The 18,558-nt window shown below is 37.4% G+C and carries 20 protein-coding genes, 11 tRNA genes and 4 riboswitches; of the genes, 29 read left to right on the forward strand and 2 right to left on the reverse strand.

The genetic code is table 11. The annotated features are described in order from the left end of the window. The first annotated feature begins 34 nt into the window (after positions 1 to 34). The 13 genes from DT250_RS15620 to DT250_RS15680 all read left to right on the forward strand — a co-directional run bounded on the left by DT250_RS15620 (position 35) and on the right by DT250_RS15680 (position 3,034). Positions 35 to 107 (forward strand) — tRNA-Ala (locus DT250_RS15620). A gap of 20 nt (positions 108 to 127) precedes the next feature. Continuing rightward, positions 128 to 220 (forward strand) — tRNA-Ser (locus DT250_RS15625). A 58-nt stretch (positions 221 to 278) separates the two neighbouring features. Further along, a tRNA-Ser gene (locus DT250_RS15630) sits at positions 279 to 371 on the forward strand. Between the two features lie 23 nt (positions 372 to 394). Next, positions 395 to 471, forward strand: a tRNA-Met gene (locus DT250_RS15635). A gap of 3 nt (positions 472 to 474) precedes the next feature. Next, positions 475 to 550: transfer RNA gene (locus DT250_RS15640), tRNA-Asp, on the forward strand. Between the two features lie 8 nt (positions 551 to 558). Beyond that, positions 559 to 634 (forward strand) — tRNA-Phe (locus tag DT250_RS15645). Positions 635 to 643: 9 nt separating this feature from the next. Beyond that, positions 644 to 716: transfer RNA gene (locus tag DT250_RS15650), tRNA-Thr, on the forward strand. Positions 717 to 722: 6 nt separating this feature from the next. Beyond that, positions 723 to 793: transfer RNA gene (locus tag DT250_RS15655), tRNA-Trp, on the forward strand. Positions 794 to 805: 12 nt separating this feature from the next. Then, positions 806 to 882: transfer RNA gene (locus DT250_RS15660), tRNA-Ile, on the forward strand. Between the two features lie 8 nt (positions 883 to 890). Then, positions 891 to 965: transfer RNA gene (locus DT250_RS15665), tRNA-Asn, on the forward strand. A gap of 1 nt (position 966) precedes the next feature. After that, positions 967 to 1,038, forward strand: a tRNA-Glu gene (locus tag DT250_RS15670). A 130-nt stretch (positions 1,039 to 1,168) separates the two neighbouring features. Continuing rightward, complete coding sequence (locus tag DT250_RS15675) at positions 1,169 to 1,588, forward strand: CBS domain-containing protein (RefSeq protein WP_087985846.1); 420 nt, start codon at positions 1,169 to 1,171, stop codon at positions 1,586 to 1,588. Between the two features lie 294 nt (positions 1,589 to 1,882). Further along, entirely contained in the window at positions 1,883 to 3,034 is a 1,152-nt protein-coding gene (locus DT250_RS15680) for a DUF3965 domain-containing protein (RefSeq protein ID WP_149213321.1), read from the forward strand. A gap of 228 nt (positions 3,035 to 3,262) precedes the next feature. Here DT250_RS15680 and DT250_RS15685 read toward each other — a convergent pair whose 3' ends face one another. Beyond that, positions 3,263 to 3,601, reverse strand: a complete 339-nt coding sequence (locus tag DT250_RS15685) for a hypothetical protein (protein WP_088061961.1) — start codon at positions 3,599 to 3,601, stop codon at positions 3,263 to 3,265. Between the two features lie 5 nt (positions 3,602 to 3,606). After that, entirely contained in the window at positions 3,607 to 4,767 is a 1,161-nt protein-coding gene (locus DT250_RS15690) for an SH3 domain-containing protein (RefSeq protein WP_149213322.1), read from the reverse strand. Between the two features lie 269 nt (positions 4,768 to 5,036). After that, positions 5,037 to 5,148, forward strand: a riboswitch (TPP riboswitch). A 60-nt stretch (positions 5,149 to 5,208) separates the two neighbouring features. Beyond that, positions 5,209 to 5,311, forward strand: a riboswitch (TPP riboswitch). 82 nt (positions 5,312 to 5,393) lie between these two features. Between DT250_RS15690 and tenA the strand changes: the two genes are divergently transcribed. The 16 genes from tenA to kdpB all read left to right on the forward strand — a co-directional run bounded on the left by tenA (position 5,394) and on the right by kdpB (position 18,553). Then, on the forward strand, positions 5,394 to 6,089 hold the full coding sequence (gene tenA / locus DT250_RS15695; RefSeq protein WP_000666832.1) for a thiaminase II: 696 nt from the start codon (positions 5,394 to 5,396) through the stop codon (positions 6,087 to 6,089). Next, entirely contained in the window at positions 6,058 to 6,807 is a 750-nt protein-coding gene (locus DT250_RS15700; protein WP_088061965.1) for an ABC transporter ATP-binding protein, read from the forward strand. The genes tenA and DT250_RS15700 overlap by 32 nt, the downstream gene beginning before the upstream one ends. Continuing rightward, positions 6,807 to 7,559: an ABC transporter permease gene (locus tag DT250_RS15705; RefSeq protein WP_149213334.1), complete on the forward strand. Its 753-nt coding sequence runs from the start codon at positions 6,807 to 6,809 to the stop codon at positions 7,557 to 7,559. The genes DT250_RS15700 and DT250_RS15705 overlap by 1 nt, the downstream gene beginning before the upstream one ends. Beyond that, complete coding sequence (locus DT250_RS15710; RefSeq protein WP_149213323.1) at positions 7,556 to 8,557, forward strand: ABC transporter substrate-binding protein; 1,002 nt, start codon at positions 7,556 to 7,558, stop codon at positions 8,555 to 8,557. The genes DT250_RS15705 and DT250_RS15710 overlap by 4 nt, the downstream gene beginning before the upstream one ends. A gap of 10 nt (positions 8,558 to 8,567) precedes the next feature. Continuing rightward, positions 8,568 to 9,188, forward strand: a complete 621-nt coding sequence (tenI, locus tag DT250_RS15715; RefSeq protein WP_149213324.1) for a thiazole tautomerase TenI — start codon at positions 8,568 to 8,570, stop codon at positions 9,186 to 9,188. Beyond that, entirely contained in the window at positions 9,181 to 10,290 is a 1,110-nt protein-coding gene (thiO, locus tag DT250_RS15720; RefSeq protein WP_149213325.1) for a glycine oxidase ThiO, read from the forward strand. The genes tenI and thiO overlap by 8 nt, the downstream gene beginning before the upstream one ends. A gap of 15 nt (positions 10,291 to 10,305) precedes the next feature. After that, the gene (gene thiS / locus DT250_RS15725) at positions 10,306 to 10,509 is read left to right on the forward strand and encodes a sulfur carrier protein ThiS (RefSeq protein ID WP_001049513.1); all 204 of its coding nucleotides are present in this window, start codon (positions 10,306 to 10,308) and stop codon (positions 10,507 to 10,509) included. A gap of 2 nt (positions 10,510 to 10,511) precedes the next feature. Continuing rightward, positions 10,512 to 11,282 (forward strand): thiazole synthase, encoded by a 771-nt coding sequence (gene thiG, locus DT250_RS15730; RefSeq protein ID WP_000931990.1) that lies wholly within the window; start codon positions 10,512 to 10,514, stop codon positions 11,280 to 11,282. Beyond that, positions 11,275 to 12,294 (forward strand): thiazole biosynthesis adenylyltransferase ThiF, encoded by a 1,020-nt coding sequence (gene thiF, locus DT250_RS15735; RefSeq protein ID WP_001065458.1) that lies wholly within the window; start codon positions 11,275 to 11,277, stop codon positions 12,292 to 12,294. The genes thiG and thiF overlap by 8 nt, the downstream gene beginning before the upstream one ends. A 6-nt stretch (positions 12,295 to 12,300) precedes the next feature. Continuing rightward, a complete protein-coding gene (gene thiD / locus DT250_RS15740; RefSeq protein WP_098857305.1) occupies positions 12,301 to 13,122 on the forward strand; it encodes a bifunctional hydroxymethylpyrimidine kinase/phosphomethylpyrimidine kinase in 822 nt (273 codons plus the stop codon). An 85-nt stretch (positions 13,123 to 13,207) separates the two neighbouring features. Then, a riboswitch (cyclic di-AMP (ydaO/yuaA leader) is annotated at positions 13,208 to 13,355 on the forward strand. A gap of 93 nt (positions 13,356 to 13,448) precedes the next feature. After that, positions 13,449 to 13,835: a hypothetical protein gene (locus tag DT250_RS15745; protein WP_048545796.1), complete on the forward strand. Its 387-nt coding sequence runs from the start codon at positions 13,449 to 13,451 to the stop codon at positions 13,833 to 13,835. A gap of 15 nt (positions 13,836 to 13,850) precedes the next feature. Beyond that, entirely contained in the window at positions 13,851 to 14,081 is a 231-nt protein-coding gene (locus tag DT250_RS15750) for a hypothetical protein (RefSeq protein WP_000866315.1), read from the forward strand. Positions 14,082 to 14,340: 259 nt separating this feature from the next. Next, a riboswitch (cyclic di-AMP (ydaO/yuaA leader) is annotated at positions 14,341 to 14,486 on the forward strand. Between the two features lie 94 nt (positions 14,487 to 14,580). Next, complete coding sequence (locus DT250_RS15755) at positions 14,581 to 14,685, forward strand: SipW-dependent-type signal peptide-containing protein (protein WP_000887892.1); 105 nt, start codon at positions 14,581 to 14,583, stop codon at positions 14,683 to 14,685. Further along, positions 14,682 to 14,762 carry a K(+)-transporting ATPase subunit F gene (gene kdpF / locus DT250_RS15760; RefSeq protein WP_000214976.1) on the forward strand — a complete coding sequence of 27 codons (81 nt, stop codon included), beginning with the start codon at positions 14,682 to 14,684 and terminating at the stop codon, positions 14,760 to 14,762. The genes DT250_RS15755 and kdpF overlap by 4 nt, the downstream gene beginning before the upstream one ends. A 19-nt stretch (positions 14,763 to 14,781) precedes the next feature. Further along, positions 14,782 to 16,449 carry a potassium-transporting ATPase subunit KdpA gene (kdpA, locus tag DT250_RS15765; RefSeq protein WP_149213326.1) on the forward strand — a complete coding sequence of 556 codons (1,668 nt, stop codon included), beginning with the start codon at positions 14,782 to 14,784 and terminating at the stop codon, positions 16,447 to 16,449. A 13-nt stretch (positions 16,450 to 16,462) separates the two neighbouring features. Beyond that, complete coding sequence (gene kdpB / locus DT250_RS15770; RefSeq protein WP_149213327.1) at positions 16,463 to 18,553, forward strand: potassium-transporting ATPase subunit KdpB; 2,091 nt, start codon at positions 16,463 to 16,465, stop codon at positions 18,551 to 18,553. The last annotated feature ends 5 nt before the right edge of the window (positions 18,554 to 18,558 follow it).

Below are 18,558 nucleotides of genomic sequence, written 5' to 3' on the forward strand. Positions count from 1 at the left end.
TCAAATCCTGTCTTCCCGATATTCCCAAAAACATGGGGCCTTAGCTCAGCTGGGAGAGCGCCTGCCTTGCACGCAGGAGGTCAGCGGTTCGATCCCGCTAGGCTCCACTTTATTTATTATATGTCTCGGAGGTATACCCAAGTTCGGCTGAAGGGATCGGTCTTGAAAACCGACAGGCGGTGAGAATCGCGCGGGGGTTCGAATCCCTCTACCTCCTCCATTTTCTTTTTAAATGGTTTAGATACATATAATAATAAAATTTTTATTTTTTCCTTCATGGAGGTATACCCAAGTTCGGCTGAAGGGATCGGTCTTGAAAACCGACAGGCGGCGAGAGTCGCGCGGGGGTTCGAATCCCTCTACCTCCTCCATTTTTAAAAAAACATTATATTGTCGCGGGGTGGAGCAGCACGGTAGCTCGTCGGGCTCATAACCCGAAGGTCGCAGGTTCAAATCCTGTCCCCGCAACCAAATGGTCCCGTGGTGTAGTGGTTAACATGCCTGCCTGTCACGCAGGAGATCGCCGGTTCGACCCCGGTCGGGACCGCCATTTATGTTGGCTCGGTAGCTCAGTCGGTAGAGCAGAGGACTGAAAATCCTCGTGTCGGCGGTTCGATTCCGTCCCGAGCCACCATTTTTTTATGCCGACTTAGCTCAATTGGTAGAGCAACTGACTTGTAATCAGTAGGTTGGGGGTTCAAGTCCTCTAGTCGGCATCCTTTAGGGGCATAGTTTAAAGGTAGAACTGAGGTCTCCAAAACCTCCAGTGTGGGTTCGATTCCTACTGCCCCTGTAAAAAGTGTATGGGCCTATAGCTCAGCTGGTTAGAGCGCACGCCTGATAAGCGTGAGGTCGATGGTTCGAGTCCATTTAGGCCCACCATATATTATTCCGCAGTAGCTCAGTGGTAGAGCTATCGGCTGTTAACCGATCGGTCGTAGGTTCGAGTCCTACCTGCGGAGCCATGGCCCGTTGGTCAAGTGGTTAAGACACCGCCCTTTCACGGCGGTAACACGGGTTCGAATCCCGTACGGGTCATAAAAAAAAGAGTCAGCATATTGCTGACTCTTTTTTATTTTGTGGAATCCTCCTTTATCAACTGATTTTCCTGAAATAAATAAAGGGATTTAGGAAAAGCTATGGTATGTATAAAAAGGAGGAGACAAAAATGACACGAGTGAGAGACTTTATGAGTACTGATGTTGTACATTGTACACCGCTAGACAATGTATATGAGGCTGCTGTAAAGATGAAAGAAGAATCGATTGGATTGATTCCGGTTGTTGAAAATGAGCAAGTTGTTGGTCTTGTTACGGATCGAGATTTAGTTGTTCGAGGGATTGCTGAGAAACATCCTGGATCTAATAAAATTACAAATGTAATGACAACAAACATTGTTTCAGTTTCTCCAGATGAACCTATTGAAAAGGCTACAGAGCTAATGGCACAGTATCAAATTAGACGATTGCCAGTAGTTGAGAGTGGTCAACTCGTTGGGATGTTAGCACTAGGAGATTTAGCTATAAAAGAATCGGCAGATGATCAAGCGGGATTTGCTTTAAGTGAAATATCAGAGCATACGGAATGAAGTGAGACTTTAATTAGTGGAATAAGTTACGTATAAAAATCAGATACATTATTCTAGTATATAGGGTTAAGCTAATATGTTAGCATGATGTATCTGAGCCATTATATAATAAGTATACAGTTAGTAATTTCAACAGTTTATTTAAATTTGTCATTCCTAATTTTAAATAAGAGAAAAAATGATATACTGATAGATATAAGTATTATGATAGATTTCGAATATAACAATATTTATTGTTAATGATGTAATAATGGATTAATATTTCCTATGTAGACAAAAGGGAAGGGGAATTATATGAGGGCTATACAGCGCGATCCAAATTGGAATTTGGTTACAGATACATATATAGAACCAAATAATTTCGCTGAATTATTTTCTTTACTTGTACCTTGTCATCCGAAAGGTGAAGGGAAAGAAAGAACTATATTAGTGTGGAAAGAAAAAGAATTTTATAAAGAAGAAAATTTAGCGGCATTTATCGTATATGGAATGGATAAAGCAAAAAATTTACCACAGTTTCATAAAGATGAAATTCCAACTTTATTACGTATTCTTCGTTTATGCCAAGAGATTGGCTGGTATGAAGAAGCAAATACTTTTATGGTAACTCAAGGTCTAGCTGAGTTTGTTCACACTTCATTGGAATATGAAACGTGGGATCTTTTGACACAAGCGGTTGCTTTAAACTATTTAATTATTAAATATCGTATTGGTGAATTAACTGATGAGGATGTAGCAATTTGGGATAGAATTAAATTTAATGAGAAATGTATAACGGACTGTAAACATTTATTATCCCATAAAGAAGTATTAGAATTTACATTCTTTTATATGTGTAAGAGAGCTAAATCTCTATCAAAAGAGCAATTAAATAGTGATATGATGAGTCTAGCAATGTATTGTAATACTTTTGTATATGACTTATATACACATGACTTATTACGAAAATATCGTAAGTGTACAGACTTCCTATCATACTATGGACCTAGTCAAGCGGTGTTAGCTTGTCAAAGAGCTGTACTTTCTCAAATTTCAGATCGATTAGACCCACTCAAGACTACTCATGTAGATGATTATTTATATGTAATGAAAGATATGATGGAGCACATGACGATAGGAATAATGGATCGATATGATCATTTCATCGGAAAACTATTATCATATGTGCCATTTTTCGAAATGATTCAAGTTCCACAACATGCGTATTATTGTGAAGAATTATTGTATATTTGTAAGGGCATTGAATATAAAGAAGAAATATTACGCAATTATATATTTATACAATTACATGATTGTTTACCATCATTCTTTAAACTATTTCTTAAAAATAAGCGTTATGCAACAATTCATGATATTCTGTTCTATTGGTGTGATGATGAACAAAGAATGAGCTTAGAGAAAAAATATAATCTTAGCTTTATTTATGAAAAATATGCTTGCGGATAAAGAGCATTTTCTATATAAATTAAAAAGGATCTCAAGTTTATGTGAGATCCTTTTTTTATTAGTAAAGCAAGGAGAACGCAATTAAGACGAGAAATAACATTCCATAAAGGAGAAATTGTGCCGTATTACTTCCTTGTATACCAAAAAAAGTATTTATTTTTGTGTATAAATTCAATATATATTTTATCGGATTATCTTTGAAAGATCGGTACACAGTGTCTCCTCTTTCTAAGCTTCTTGTTCGTGTTTTTTGGTATTAGGGACATGAATGTATCTAGCTATGAATAATAAAACAGCCATAAAGAATACAGGAAATACGGTAGATAAATAAAAACCATTACTAATAATATTTGTTATTAGGGCACTTAATAGAAAGATGGCATTATATATATGAGCAATTTTTTGTTTTAGTTGTACTTGAAAGGATTCCATCATAATTTCTAAAGTAACAAAAGCAATGATAATAGATAAAAATACAGTGTTTGTATTGTAAATGATTAAACAACAGATTAAACCTAAAAAGGCGAAGTATTCAATTAAGAGAGGTATATTGATATTGCGTTGCATACAATTTACCTAACTAAATATGGCAGTGGGTTTACTGCATTTGTTTTTTCAAAATTCCATTCTCCATTGTGTAATTCAAAATGAAGATGTTGCCCGTATGAATGACCTGTGTTTCCCATATGACCTACTAATTGTCCAGCTTGTACTTGATCACCAGCTTGTACAGTGCGATCTTTCATGTGTGCATAGACTGTTGTATATAATTTCCCGTTTATTTGATGGGCGATGAACACAACATTGCCATAGCTAGCTGAATAATATGATTTCACAACTTTACCTGCAGCTGCCGCCTGGATTGAGACATTACCTTGAGCCGCAATATCTATACCATAATGCATTTGTTCCCAACGTATATCAAAGGTTGAGCTAATTCTTCCTTGAGTAGGGAATTTGAAAACTGCTGGAATGGAAGTAGGTTGAGCCGTTTGAGTTTGTGATTGCATTTGATTTTGCACCACATAATGTTTTGCCACGTATCCGTATCCTGTGCCAAAACGAATTTTATACCAAGTTCCTACAGTTTCCACTACTTGTATTTGTGTACCATTTTGTAATGAACCAAGTAGTGCACCACTTGTACTAGCGTTGCCACGTACATTAAGTTTAGGTGTTGCAACTGTGTATTTCGTATTAGTTTGAACTGTGATGCCTTTTACTAAAGGCTGTGAACCATTGGATACGAATGCTTTTTGTACGTAACCTGTTTTGCCATTATGTAAAATTTTATACCACTCGCCTTGTTCTTCTTGAATGGTAACGAATTTCCCATTTGGTAATACATCTAAAATTGAAGATTCTAAATTAGGTTCAGAACGAACGTTTAATGCATTGGCATTAACGATGTATTGATTATTAGATTGAAGTTTGTTTTTTAGTAGAATAGCATCTTTTTGTACGTAACCTACTTTATTATTAACAGATACTTTATACCAGCCATTAGTTGTTTCAAGTATGTTTACCTTCGTATTAAAGCGAATTGTATCAATTGATGAGCTATTTGCGTTATCTTTTGTATGTAAGGCTACTTGATCGACTTTGACATATCCAGTTTTCACATTAGATAATTGTTCAGCGTTGGCTGTTTGTACATTTGTTTCTCCCATAGAAGGAAGTAAAGAGGCAATTGCGACAGTAGTTGCTGTTAAAGCAGTAGCTTTCATATTCATATAATAGAGACCTCCTCTAGTTGTATAGTTGTAATTTTATTATAGTATAAAGATATAATATAGTGGGTGTATTCACATAAATGTAATATGAAATCAATATAAAAATAAATTTTTTGAGGATAATGATTCCTTTTTATCCAATTAATTAGGATAATAATTTCTAAGATAGAATATAAGTATTATATAGTTTTATTATTTTGTTGACAATTGGGAAAATTAAAACAGTTGATGATGTCTTATTACGATGTTATACTGACAGTGTTAATTTCATAGTTTGCTAGGAGAGCTGGTGTTGCCAGCTGAGAGTAGGCCGTAAGCCTTTGATCCTTTTCATTACCTGATCTAGATTATGCTAGCGTAGGGAAGCAATTCGGACACTAATAATGAGTCCCCGTTTCTTTGCGTATAGAAACGGGGCTTTTTTGTTTGAAAATTTCATATTGAAACCACTAGGGGTGCTTGTTGTGCTGAGAGAGGAATAATCCTTAACCCTTACAGACCTGATCTAGGTAATACTAGCGAAGGGAAGTGGAACAACGAATAAATTATAATTTTATTTGCTGTAACCACTTCTTATTTAGAAGTGGTTTTTTATTTAGATATATAAATTGAAAGGGGATAGAGAAATGAAATTTTGCGATAGATTATTAGAAACTGTACAACCAGTTTGGGAGATGAGTCATAATCACCCGTTTGTAGTAGGTATGGGAGATGGCACGTTAGAAAAAGATAAGTTTCAGTATTATATTATTCAAGATTATTTATATTTGTTAGATTATGCAAAGCTATATGCGATTGGTGTTGTAAAAGCAACGAATCCACAAGTAATGGGGAAATTTGCTGAACAAATTGATGGCATATTAAATGGAGAAATGACGATCCATAAACAATATGCAAAAAGACTTGGTATTTCTATAGAGGAGATAGAATCTGCAAAACCATCTGCTAAAAATTTAGCCTATACAAATTACATGATGTCTGTATCTCAAAATGGCACACTTGCGGAATTAATAGCAGCACTTCTTCCATGTATGTGGAGTTACTGGGAAATTGGAAAGCGTTTAAACGATATTCCTGGAGCAAGAGATCATGAGTTCTTTGGTGAGTGGATTCAAGGATATAGTTCAGAAGAATACGGTAGCCTTTGTATTTGGTTAATAGATTTATTAAATGAAATGGCAGTTGGAAAGTCTGACAAAGAGTTAGATCGATTAGAGGAGATATTCCTATATTCCAGTCGATTTGAATATTTATTCTGGGATATGTCCTATCGTAAGGAGATGTGGGGATTTGAGGAGCAAGAACATACTACAGTTTCATAATGTTTCTTTTCATTATGATGAGAAAACAATCATCAATGAATTAAATGCTTCTATACAAGATAAAGAGTTTGTAAGTATTATCGGACCGAGTGGATGCGGGAAAAGTACTTTATTTCGCCTTATTACAGGTTTAGAAGAGGTGAGTACTGGACAGATAGAGCTGACAGAAACAAAGAGCCATCCTGTAGGCTATATGCCCCAAAAAGATATGCTCCTGCCATGGAGAACGATTATTGAGAATGCTGCCCTGCCGCTAGAGTGCCAAGGTGTACAGAAGAAAGAAGCGCAAATAAAGGCAAAGGAACTGTTACATAAATTTGGTTTACAAGGGTATGAGACAAAATATCCGAAAGATTTATCTGGTGGTATGAGGCAACGCGTATCTTTCATTCGAACTTTATTAACAGGCGGGGAGATATTGTTGTTAGATGAACCGTTTAGCGCGTTGGACGCTTTAACGAAGGCATCTTTGCAAGAATGGCTGTTTGAACAATGGAAAGAGTGGGAAAAAACAATTTTATTTATCACTCATGATGTGGAAGAAGCGTTGTTTCTTTCTAATCGAATTTTAGTAGTAGAGCAGCAACCGATAACTACTTTAACCGAGAGGGTTGTACCACTTGATCGTAATCGAACAAGAAAAGATTTATATAAGCCTGAAGTGTTAGCGCTTAAAGATGAGCTTCTTAGTATGTTACAAAGGCAGGTACTCGTATGATGAACCGGTTGAAGGAGCTATTACCTGCCCTTACACTTACTAGTATTTTACTTGCCTTTTGGGAAGTAGGCGCAAGAATCGTAGACGAAATGTACATTTTACCGTCACCGTCTGCAATTGTGATGAAGATCTGGGAACTAAAAGATATATTATTTACGGTTCATTTGCCGGCAACCCTATCCGTCGTTTTAATAGGGGTGGCTATTTCTATCGTACTTGGGGTAGGACTAGCGATGTTAATGAATGCGAGTAATTGGATGGAGAGGGCATTTTATCCACTATTAGTTGCCTCACAAACGATTCCGATTACAGCGCTTGCTCCGCTCTTCGTTTTATGGTTTGGATATACGATCTGGAGTAAGGTCGTTGTTACGGTTTTAATTACGTTTTTCCCAATTGCGGTCAATACGTATGATGGACTACGCAGTACGAAAAAAGAATGGGAGGAGCTATTAGTTACGTATGGGGCAACGAAAAAAGATGTTTTTCTTAAATTAAAATTGCCGTCTGCTCTTCCTTATTTTTTCTCAGCTTTAAAAATTGCAGTTCCGCTTAGTGTAATTGGGGCAGCAATTGGTGAATGGCTCGGTGCACAAGCTGGGCTAGGGTATTTCAGTAAAAGAATGATGACGCAGTTAGACGGCGCAGGTGTATTTGCACCCATTGTATTGTTATCATTATTAGCTATTTTCTTCGTCATACTTATTTCGATTTTAGAAAAGAAATTTATTAGTTGGAGGAAGTATTCATGAAATTTTTAAAACGCATCTTTGTGTTTACATTATTAGTTGCAATGATTGCTGGATGTTCTAGTAATTCAGCGTCAGATAAGGGGAAAAAGGAAAAAGAAATAACGGTCATGCTTGATTGGTACCCAAATGCGGTACATAGCTTTATTTATGCGGCGATTGAAAAAGGCTACTTTAAAGAAGAAGGAGTAAAGGTGAATATTAAATTCCCTTCCAATCCGACTGATCCATTAACTTTAGCAGCTGCAGGAAAAGTAACGGTTGGCTTATATTATCAGCCAGATGTTGTCATGGCAAAAGCAAATGAACAAATTCCAGTGAAATCAATTGGAGCTGTCGTACGTTCACCATTAAATCATGTTGTATCGCTGAAATCAGCAGGCATTCAATCGCCAAAAGATTTAGAGGGGAAAACAGTTGGCTATTCTGGAACACCTTTAAGTGAGATGTATTTAAAAACGATGGTAAAAGAAGCTGGTGGTAATCCAGATACAGTGAAAGTAGTCGATGTTGGCTTTGATTTAGTACCGGCATTAATTACGAAAAAAGTGGATGCGGTAACAGGGGCATACATTAACCATGAAGTACCTGTTATGCGTCATGAAGGTCATGAGCCAGCGTACTTTAACCCAGCAGATTACGGTGTACCGAATTACCATGAGCTTGTATTTGTAACAGGTGATAAAACGTTGAAAAAAGATAAAGAAGCGTTACAAGCCTTCTTACGTGGTACGAAAAAAGGCTATGATTTCATGAAGAAAAATCCAGATGAAGCATTAAATATTTTATTAAACCATCAAGAAAAAGAAAACTTCCCGCTTGTACCAGAAGTTGAAAAAGAGAGCATGAAAATTTTATTAGAGAAGATGGAAACGAAAGATGAGCCATTCTTATCGGATTCAAAAGAGTCATGGGAGAAACAAAATAAATGGCTGAAAGATAAAGGAATGACGAAAAAAATCGTTCCGGCCGATGAGTTATTCGAAAATATTTTAAAGTAGGCGAATGAATATGAAAAATGAGCTTCATGTAATCTCAAATGGTCACATGTCATTCGAAGAGTTAGTGAATGTAGCGATGCAAATTGAAAGTGAGGTTGACTATTTGCATATTCGTGAGCGTGAGAAAAGTACGAAGGATTTGTATGAAGGTGTGGAAAGTCTTTTGAAGAAAGGCTTTCCGGCATCAAAAATAGTGATAAATGATCGAATTGATATCGCTATTTTATTAAACATTCCACGCGTGCAGCTCGGATATCGAAGCGCAAATGTAAGGTCAGTGAAAGAAAAGTTTTCTTATTTGCATGTCGGCTATTCTGTACATTCTTTAGAAGAGGCGATCGATGCATTTAAGAATGGAGCGGATTCACTCGTCTATGGTCATGTATTTCCGACAGATTGTAAAAAAGGTGTACCAGCGAGAGGGCTTGAAGAGCTTTCAGACATTGCAAAGTGTTTATCCATACCGATTACAGCAATTGGAGGAATCACCACGGAAAACACTAGGGATGTTCTTGTTAACGGTGTCAGTGGTATTGCTGTTATGTCTGGGATTATAAGTAGTAGTAACCCGTATAGCAAAGCGAAATCTTATAAGGAATCAATAAGAAAGTGGGCGGAAAAACATGTGTAAGAAGTATGATGTAGCAATAATTGGCGGTGGTGTAATTGGTAGTTCAGTTGCACACTTTCTAGCAGAAAGAGGGCATAAAGTAGCGATTATAGAGAAGCAAAGAATCGCATCTGAAGCTTCGAAAGCAGCTGCTGGTTTACTCGGGGTTCAGGCAGAATGGGATGCATATGACCCGTTATTTGAACTTGCTAGAAAAAGCCGTGCTATATTTCCACAACTTGCAGCAGTTTTACGTGAAAAAACAGGCATCGATATTGGGTATGAAGAGAAAGGTATTTATCGCATTGCCCAAAATGAAGATGAGAAGGAAAGAATTCTTCACATTATGGATTGGCAGCAGAAAACAGGTGAAGATTCTTATTTTCTAACGGGAGACCTTTTACGAGAGAAAGAGCCGTTTCTATCGGAGTCAATTATAGGTGCTGTATATTATCCAAAAGACGGTCATGTTATTGCACCGGAGCTTACGAAAGCATTCGCACATTCCGCATCATTCTCGGGTGCTGATATATATGAACAGACAGAAGTGTTCGATATTCGTATTGAAAATAATAAAGTGACTGGGATTGTTACAAGCGAAGGTATTATCGCGTGCGAGAAGGTTGTGATTGCGGGTGGTTCATGGAGCACGAAGTTACTAGGTTATTTTCACCGCGAATGGGGTACATATCCAGTTAAAGGAGAAGTAGTAGCGGTAAGAAGTAGAAAACCACTTTTAAAGGCGCCTATTTTCCAAGAAAGATTTTACATTGCCCCAAAGCGTGGTGGACGTTACGTAATTGGAGCAACGATGAAGCCTCATACGTTTAATAAAACAGTGCAACCAGAAAGTATTACTTCTATATTAGAGCGTGCTTATACAATATTGCCAGCTTTAAAAGAAGCAGAGTGGGAAAGCACATGGGCAGGATTAAGGCCACAATCAAATCACGAAGCTCCTTATATGGGAGAGCATGAAGAAATAAAAGGTTTATATGCTTGTACTGGACATTATCGAAATGGCATTTTATTAAGCCCGGTTTCTGGTCAGTATATAGCTGATTTAATAGAAGGAAAGCAGGAGAATCATTTGCTAGATTCATTGCTTTCTAAACCGGTTTAGAAAGGGGATGGAAGTTTGAATTTAAAAATTAATGGTAATCAAATGAAAGTGCCAGAGAGTGTAAAAACAGTAGCTGAGCTACTTACACATTTAGAATTAGATAACAGAATTGTAGTAGTAGAGCGTAATAAAGATATTTTACAAAAAGATGATCATGCAGATACATCTGTTTTTGATGGAGACCAAATTGAGATTGTAACTTTCGTAGGAGGCGGTTGATTATGTTAAACATTGGACCATTTTCATTTCATTCTAGACTTTTATTAGGAACAGGAAAATTCCCTGATTTTGATGTACAGCAAAAGGCAATCGATGTATCTGAGGCTGAGGTTTTAACGTTCGCAGTACGTCGTATGGATATATTTGATGCAAAGCAGCCTAATTTATTAGAGAAACTTGATGTGAAAAAATATAAGTTATTACCGAATACAGCTGGAGCAAAAAATGCTGAAGAAGCTGTTCGTATTGCAAAACTAGCAAAAGCTTCGGGGCTTTGCGATATGATTAAAGTGGAAGTTATTGGTGATGATAGAACGTTATTACCTGATCCAGTAGAAACGTTAAAGGCATCTGAAATGTTACTAGAAGAAGGATTTATCGTTCTTCCGTATACATCTGATGATGTTGTATTAGCACGTAAATTACAAGAACTAGGTGTGCATGCAATTATGCCAGGAGCATCACCAATCGGTTCAGGACTTGGTATTGTAAATCCATTAAATTTAAGCTTCATTATTGAACAAGCGACAGTACCAGTTATCGTTGACGCTGGTATTGGTAGCCCAGCCGATGCGGCATTTGCGATGGAATTAGGAGCGGATGGTGTGTTATTAAATACTGCTGTATCGGGAGCAAAAGATCCAATAAAAATGGCACAAGCAATGAAGTTAAGTATTGAAGCAGGACGATTAGGATTTGAAGCAGGTCGTATTGCACGTAAACGTTGTGCAACAGCAAGTAGTCCTTTAGAAGGAATGAGCGTAGTTGAATAATCGATATTCTCGCCAAGAATTATTTTCTCCAATTGGAGAAGAGGGGCAACGAAAGATAAGAGAAAAACATGTACTCATTATCGGTGCAGGTGCATTAGGTAGTGCAAATGCAGAGATGTTTGTAAGAGCAGGTGTTGGCACAGTAACGATTGTTGACCGAGATTATGTCGATTGGAGTAATTTACAAAGGCAACAATTGTACGCAGAGAGTGATGTAGAAAATAATCTTCCGAAGGCTGTAGCGGCAAAAAAACGTCTAGCAGAGATCAATCGTGAAGTAAGAGTAGAGGCTCTCGTTCAAGATGTAACAGCTGAGGAATTAGAAGAGCTTGTTACAAACGTAGATGTAATGATTGATGCAACTGATAATTTCGAAACACGTTTTATTGTGAATGATATAGCGCAAAAACATTCTATTCCATGGATTTACGGAGCATGTGTAGGGAGTTACGGCCTTTCTTACACAATTCTTCCTAGTAAAACGCCATGTTTATCTTGTTTATTACAATCGATTCCGCTTGGCGGGGCGACATGTGATACAGCGGGCATTATATCACCTGCTGTATCTCTCGTCGTTTCTCATCAAGTAACGGAAGCTCTTAAATTGTTAGTAGAAGATTATGAATCACTTCGAGATGGACTTGTGTCGTTTGATGTGTGGAAGAATGAATATTCATGTATGAATGTGCAAAAGCTTCGTAAGCATAATTGTCTTTCGTGCGGAGAGAATGCGATATACCCGTATTTAAATAAAGAAAACACATCGAAAACAGCAGTTTTATGCGGGAGAAATACAGTTCAAATTAGACCACCTCATAAAGAGGAAATGGATTTTGAACGATACAAAGAGCTGCTGAATGATCGTGTGCATGATTTAAATGTAAATCCATATTTATTATCATTTTCTGTGGAAGAAAAGAGATTAGTTGCTTTTAAAGATGGTCGTGTACTTGTACATGGAACGAAAGATATAAGCGAAGCAAAAACAATTTATCATCGCTATTTTGGATAGAAAAGGATGAGTGGGATGAAAGTAAATAAAGCTTTAACAATTGCAGGATCTGATAGTGGCGGCGGTGCCGGCATTCAAGCAGATTTAAAAACATTCCAAGAGCTTGGTGTGTATGGGATGACGGCTATTACGGCAATTACTGCTCAAAACACGCTTGGCGTTCAAGGGGTATATCCAGTTTCGTTAGAAGGTATTACGGAACAGTTGAATTCAATTGGTACGGATTTAACACCAGATGCTGTGAAACTAGGAATGTTATTTAGCAGTGAAATTATTCAAATTGTAGCAGAACATATTAATAAATTTGGCTGGAATAATATTGTACTAGATCCTGTTATGATTGCTAAGGGCGGTGCATCATTATTACAACAAGAAGCAGTACAAGCATTAAAAGAATATTTATTACCAGTAGCAACGGTTGTAACACCGAACGTGCCTGAAGCAGAAGTATTAACTGGAATGGAGATTCATAATATTGAAGATAGTAAAGAAGCTGCGAAAGTACTGCATGAATTGGGTGCAAAATATGTGCTTATGAAGGGCGGACATGCAGAGTATCAAGGTAATGAAGTAGTTGATTTACTCTTTAATGGTGAGCAGTTTATCGAATTTAAAAGTGAAAGAATTCCTTCAAAGCAAACGCATGGAAGCGGGTGTACATTTGCTTCAGCGGTTACAGCAGGGCTTGCGAAAGGATACTCGATTGAACAGGCAGTTCAAGAAGCTAAACGATTTATTAGTATAGCAATTGAAGAGCCGTTGAATATTGGAAGTGGTCATGGGCCGACGAATCATTTTGCATATAAAGTGAATAAAACGCGTGTATAAGTAAGTGGAAAGTCAGTTTTGTAACTGGCTTTTTTTTTATTTACTTTTTCCAAATACAGGAGTAATATATCAGCCAGAATATATTTTTTGTAATACGCTGAGTCCAATTATATGGAGCGGAGGAACCAATTTGTGCAGTGTCACTAGGGGTGAATCTTTCAATTTTGAAAGTAGGGCTACTCTCAAAGTCCGAATCCGACAGCTAACTTCGTAAGCGTCTTGAGAGAGGACGGTGCCATGATGAATACATCACTTCATCGATCTGATTAGTATAGGAGAATATCAATCTATGTTTGAGTTCTTTTATGCTAAGGAGGATGAGGTACATGGAATTAACACTTATTTGTGTTGGGGAAGAAAGCAAGGTAAATAGTTTAAGAGATTTAGTAGCATTTCAACATGAGTTGATTATTTTTACAGCCAATGAAGAGATAGCTGCTGAAGTTAGGAATTGTGGGTTTGATTGGACTTATAGCTGTAGTAAGGCGCAAGATTTTACTAGTATTTGTGAGTGTATTAAGAAGGTGATTTTACTAGGCGATGAGCTTCCAATCATTAGTTTCTTCACAGAACACATTCACTTTTCTTTTCAAGCACCTATTACTGTTGTTACAAGGAATAAACGATATCCAGCGAGGCTCTATGAAACAATTGGAGCTACATTTGTCGTGTTTACGAATTGTGATAATATTTCTTTTTTATTTTTTGAATAGGGCGGGGGGAAAAAGATGAAGGTGTTGTTACTAGGAGATATAGCGAATCGTTGGGCGGTATCAGTAGAGCGAGTTCAAGAATTGGTGGTGCTTGATCCCATTTTTCCAAGGCCCTATATCATATTGCCATCGAAAGATGCTTTATATTTAAAAACAGATGTTATCGAATATGAGCAGCTACATGCAGAATTGTCACAAGTTTATATTCGTGGGAGAAATTTGCGCGCGTTTTTGCGTGGAGAATAAATAGTGAAAAAAAAGAGCGAATGCTAAGTGCAACAAGCTATGCACTTCATGTCATTCGCTCTTTTTGTTTCGTATTTAAAAGATCATTTCTGTGAAAAAGAAAGAAAAGACGAGAAAACAGATGAAATAATATTAATAACACTCAATGTAAGCGTTTAAATAGATGGATATTTTCTTATTTTCAGTAATTTGACTCTTTACAAGTTAAATATAGAGGAGTATATTTACTCTCATAAATCATTCATAAAATTTCCAAAAAAACCTAAAATCGCTGAGTTCCAGAAATGGAGCGGGGGAACCAATTTTGTGCATCGTCACTTGGGGTGAATCTTTCAGTTTTGAAAGTAGGGCTACTCTTTAGGCCCGAATCCGACAGCTAACCTCGTAAGCGTTTAGAGAGGAGGTTTACTTTGTGTTGTTCATTTCGAACACTAAGTAGAGCTTAGTGTTCTTTTTTTGACAATTTAATGGTAAATTTTTACAGGAGAGAGGGGTAGCTATGTTAGATGTTGTAATGATCGGGATTTTTGTTGTGTTAGTCGCATCGATGGTAAGTCTTGCAAGTTGGTCAGATAAAGTTGTGAAAGAAGGGAAGCAATCATGACGGTTGCCTTATCGGTTATTGTTGCAGCAATTACTGTGTACTTAGTGTATGCATTATTAAATCCAGAAAAGTTTTAATTAGGGGGAATCATTCATTATGATTTGGGTCGCAGTTGTTATTACCATGCTGTTGTTTATTCTTGTGGCAAAGCCAATGGGGATTTATTTAGAGAAAGCCTTTCAAGGTAGTAAAAAGTTAGATAAAGTATTCGGGCCTTTTGAAAAACTTATTTTTAAAATTACGGATGTAAAAGAATACAATCAAACGTGGAAACAGTATGCATTGTCATTAGTTTTATTAAATGGATTTATGATTGTTGTCGTATATTTCATTTTCAGACTACAAGGAGTATTGCCATTAAATCCAGCACACATTGAAGGGATGGAGCCTACGCTTGCTTTTAATACAGCAATTAGTTTTATGGCTGATACAAACTTACAGCATTATAGCGGTGAAAATGGTTTATCTTATTTATCACAATTAATCGGAATTACATTTTTAATGTTTGCAGCACCAGCAACGACGTTAGCACTTGTAATGGCGTTTATAAGAGGGCTTGCTGGGAAGGAACTCGGTAACTTTTTCGTTGATTTTACGAGAGCACTAACGAGAGTATTTCTTCCTATCGCATTTATTGCGGCACTAGTGTTTGTCGCACTTGGCGTACCACAAACGTTAGACGGGGCCGTTACAGCACAAACAATCGATGGGGCAAAGCAAAGTATATTACGTGGGCCTGTTGCATCATTCGTGTCCATTAAGGAACTCGGAAATAACGGCGGTGGATTTTTCGGAGCAAACTCTACACATCCTTTCGAAAATCCAGGGCAAATGAGTAATATTTTACAAATGATGCTTATGATGTTATTGCCAACAGCACTTCCATTTACGTACGGACGAATGGTAGGCAATAAAAAGCAAGGACGTATCCTTTTCGTATCATTGTTCATGGTGTTTTTACTAGGATTTATAACGATTACTACATCTGAATTACATGGGAATCCAGCGTTAAATGGAATGGGTATCGAGCATGTACAAGGAAGTACAGAAGGAAAAGAAGTACGATTTGGGACAGTATTTTCTGCCCTTTATGCGACAGTAACGACAGCTGCTGAAACCGGAGCTGTGAATACGATGCATGATACGTTAACACCAATTGGCGGTTTAGTACCACTTGTAAATATGATGTTAAATACAGTATACGGTGGCGTTGGGGCAGGTTTTGTGAACATTATTATGTATGCGATTATCGCAGTCTTTATATCTGGATTGATGGTTGGACGGACACCAGAGTTTTTAGGTAAGAAAATTGAAGGTAAGGAAATGAAATTAATTGCGGTAACGATACTATTTCATCCATTGCTTATTTTAGGGTTTTCAGCATTAGCTCTTTCAACAAGCTTAGGAACGGATGCCATTTCTCATTCTGGTTTCCACGGTTTGACGCAAGTGGTATATGAGTATACATCGTCAGCTGCGAATAACGGATCTGGATTTGAAGGATTGGCGGATAATACACCGTTTTGGAATATTACAACTGGTTTAGTTATGTTTTTAGGGCGCTATTTCAGTTTAATTACGATGCTAGCTGTTGCAGCTTCATTGAAAGAAAAGACGGTAGTACCAGAAACAGTCGGAACGTTCCGTACGGATAATAGTTTATTTGGCGGCATTTTCATCGGAACAATTGTAATTGTCGGTGCATTAACATTCTTCCCGATGTTAGTACTCGGCCCAATTGCAGAATTTCTTACATTGAAGTAATGGAGGGTAAATGATGAGACCGGTAGTAGTAAAAGAAAAGAGAGTAAATGAGTCACAAATACATGCTGTAGAAGATGAAGTTAGACAAGCGAAAACGATGGATCGTGATATCGTGAAACATGCGATGAAACAATCCTTTGCGAAATTGAATCCGAAAGTCATGATAAAGAATCCGATTATGTTTGTTGTAGAAATTGGATTTATCATTACGTTCATTTTATCGTTTCTTCCAAGTCGTTCTAGTAGTGTCCCAGGATGGTTTAATATAACAGTTTCTCTCATTCTATTATTTACAGTTTTATTTGCTAACTTTGCAGAAGCGTTAGCGGAAGGACGGGGGAAAGCGCAAGCCGATTCTTTAAAACAGTCGAAGAAAGATGTGTTTGCAAATGTTGTAAAAGAAAATGGAGACATTGTTCAAGTTTCAGCAACTGATCTGAGAAAAGATGACGTTGTTATTGTAAAACAAGGAGAAATGATTCCGAGTGATGGGGAAGTAATTAAAGGATTAGCGTCTGTTGATGAATCTGCGATTACAGGGGAATCAGCTCCTGTAATAAAAGAAGCGGGCGGCGATTTTTGTTCCGTAACAGGCGGGACGATGGTCGTAAGTGATGAGATTACAATTGTCATTACGAGTAATCCTGGTGAATCATTTATTGATAAAATGATTTCGTTAGTAGAAGGAGCTGCTCGTCAAAAAACGCCGAATGAGATTGCTTTAAATACAGTATTAACGAGTTTAACGCTTATTTTCTTAATCGTTGTTGTGACGTTGCCGATTTTTACAAACTATTTAGGGTTTCAAATTGATACAGCTGTACTTGTAGCGTTGTTAGTTTGTTTAATTCCAACGACAATTGGTGGTTTATTATCAGCAATTGGTATTGCCGGGATGGATCGCGTGACAAAGTTCAATGTGTTAGCGATGTCGGGTAAAGCAGTAGAAGCTGCGGGTGATATTAATACAATCATTTTAGATAAAACAGGTACGATTACTTTCGGGAACCGAATGGCTCATACATTGCTTCCTGTAGGAAATGAAACGATTGAGCAAGTAGGAAAATGGGCTGCGATTAGTTCAGTTTTAGATGAAACACCAGAAGGTCGATCGGTTATAGAATATGTAAAAATGAAATCTATATCATATAATCGAGAAATTGCAGAACAAGGTGAGTTTGTTCCGTTTAAAGCAGAAACGAGAATGAGTGGTGTCGATTTACAGGACGGAACGAAAGTGAGAAAAGGTGCTGTAGGTAGCGTAATTGAATGGGTTAGGTCACAAGGTGGAACGATTCCGAAAGATGTAAATCAAAAAGCAGATTCCATTTCCAAAGAGGGCGGGACACCACTTGTAGTTGCAGTGGATAATCGTATTTACGGTTTAATTTATTTAAAGGATACAGTAAAGCCAGGTATGCGTGAGCGTTTTGAGCAATTGCGTCAAATGGGGATTAAAACGGTTATGTGTACAGGTGATAACCCGTTAACAGCAGCAACGATTGCAAAAGAAGCAGGGGTAGATGAGTTTGTTGCTGAGTGTAAGCCAGAAGATAAAATTGCGGTTATTAAAGCAGAGCAAGATAAAGGGAAACTTGTAGCGATGACGGGTGATGGTACAAATGATGCGCCGGCATTAGCGCAGGCTGACGTTGGATTAGCGATGAATAGTGGTACGACAGCTGCGAAAGAAGCAGCGAATATGATTGATTTAGATTCGAACCCGACAAAAATTATTGAGGTTGTAGGGATTGGTAAGCAATTGTTAATGACGCGTGGTGCGTTAACGACGTTTAGTATTGCGAATGATATCGCAAAATATTTTGCAATCATTCCAGCAATGTTTACACTTGCGATTCCGCAAATGGAAGCATTAAACATTATGAAACTAACATCACCACTGTCAGCGATTTTATCAGCATTAATATTTAATGCAGTTATTATTCCATTACTCATTCCATTAGCGATGAAAGGTATCGCATATAAACCGATGAGTTCGAATGCACTACTTAGCCGAAACCTACTTATTTATGGACTTGGCGGGGTTATTGTACCGTTCATTGGAATTAAAGTAATTGATATAATTGTCGGCTGGTTCATATAAGGGGG

The sequence above is a fragment of the Bacillus sp. AR2-1 genome (assembly GCF_008368755.1).
GTDB lineage: Bacteria > Bacillota > Bacilli > Bacillales > Bacillaceae_G > Bacillus_A > Bacillus_A wiedmannii.

Bases quoted from the DNA above. Each gene is read 5' to 3' on its own strand.
- DT250_RS15710 (WP_149213323.1), top strand. From the start codon at position 7,556: ATGAAATTTTTAAAACGCATCTTTGTGTTTACATTATTAGTTGCAATG.
- DT250_RS15705 (WP_149213334.1), top strand. From the start codon at position 6,807: ATGAACCGGTTGAAGGAGCTATTACCTGCCCTTACACTTACTAGTATT.
- tenI (WP_149213324.1), top strand. From the start codon at position 8,568: ATGAAAAATGAGCTTCATGTAATCTCAAATGGTCACATGTCATTCGAA.
- DT250_RS15755 (WP_000887892.1), top strand. From the start codon at position 14,581: ATGTTAGATGTTGTAATGATCGGGATTTTTGTTGTGTTAGTCGCATCG.
- kdpF (WP_000214976.1), top strand. From the start codon at position 14,682: ATGACGGTTGCCTTATCGGTTATTGTTGCAGCAATTACTGTGTACTTA.
- thiD (WP_098857305.1), top strand. From the start codon at position 12,301: ATGAGTGGGATGAAAGTAAATAAAGCTTTAACAATTGCAGGATCTGAT.
- kdpB (WP_149213327.1), top strand. From the start codon at position 16,463: ATGAGACCGGTAGTAGTAAAAGAAAAGAGAGTAAATGAGTCACAAATA.
- DT250_RS15750 (WP_000866315.1), top strand. From the start codon at position 13,851: ATGAAGGTGTTGTTACTAGGAGATATAGCGAATCGTTGGGCGGTATCA.
- thiO (WP_149213325.1), top strand. From the start codon at position 9,181: ATGTGTAAGAAGTATGATGTAGCAATAATTGGCGGTGGTGTAATTGGT.
- thiG (WP_000931990.1), top strand. From the start codon at position 10,512: ATGTTAAACATTGGACCATTTTCATTTCATTCTAGACTTTTATTAGGA.
- kdpA (WP_149213326.1), top strand. From the start codon at position 14,782: ATGATTTGGGTCGCAGTTGTTATTACCATGCTGTTGTTTATTCTTGTG.
- DT250_RS15675 (WP_087985846.1), top strand. From the start codon at position 1,169: ATGACACGAGTGAGAGACTTTATGAGTACTGATGTTGTACATTGTACA.
- DT250_RS15680 (WP_149213321.1), top strand. From the start codon at position 1,883: ATGAGGGCTATACAGCGCGATCCAAATTGGAATTTGGTTACAGATACA.
- tenA (WP_000666832.1), top strand. From the start codon at position 5,394: ATGAAATTTTGCGATAGATTATTAGAAACTGTACAACCAGTTTGGGAG.
- DT250_RS15690 (WP_149213322.1), bottom strand. From the start codon at position 4,767: ATGAATATGAAAGCTACTGCTTTAACAGCAACTACTGTCGCAATTGCC.
- DT250_RS15745 (WP_048545796.1), top strand. From the start codon at position 13,449: ATGGAATTAACACTTATTTGTGTTGGGGAAGAAAGCAAGGTAAATAGT.
- DT250_RS15685 (WP_088061961.1), bottom strand. From the start codon at position 3,601: ATGCAACGCAATATCAATATACCTCTCTTAATTGAATACTTCGCCTTT.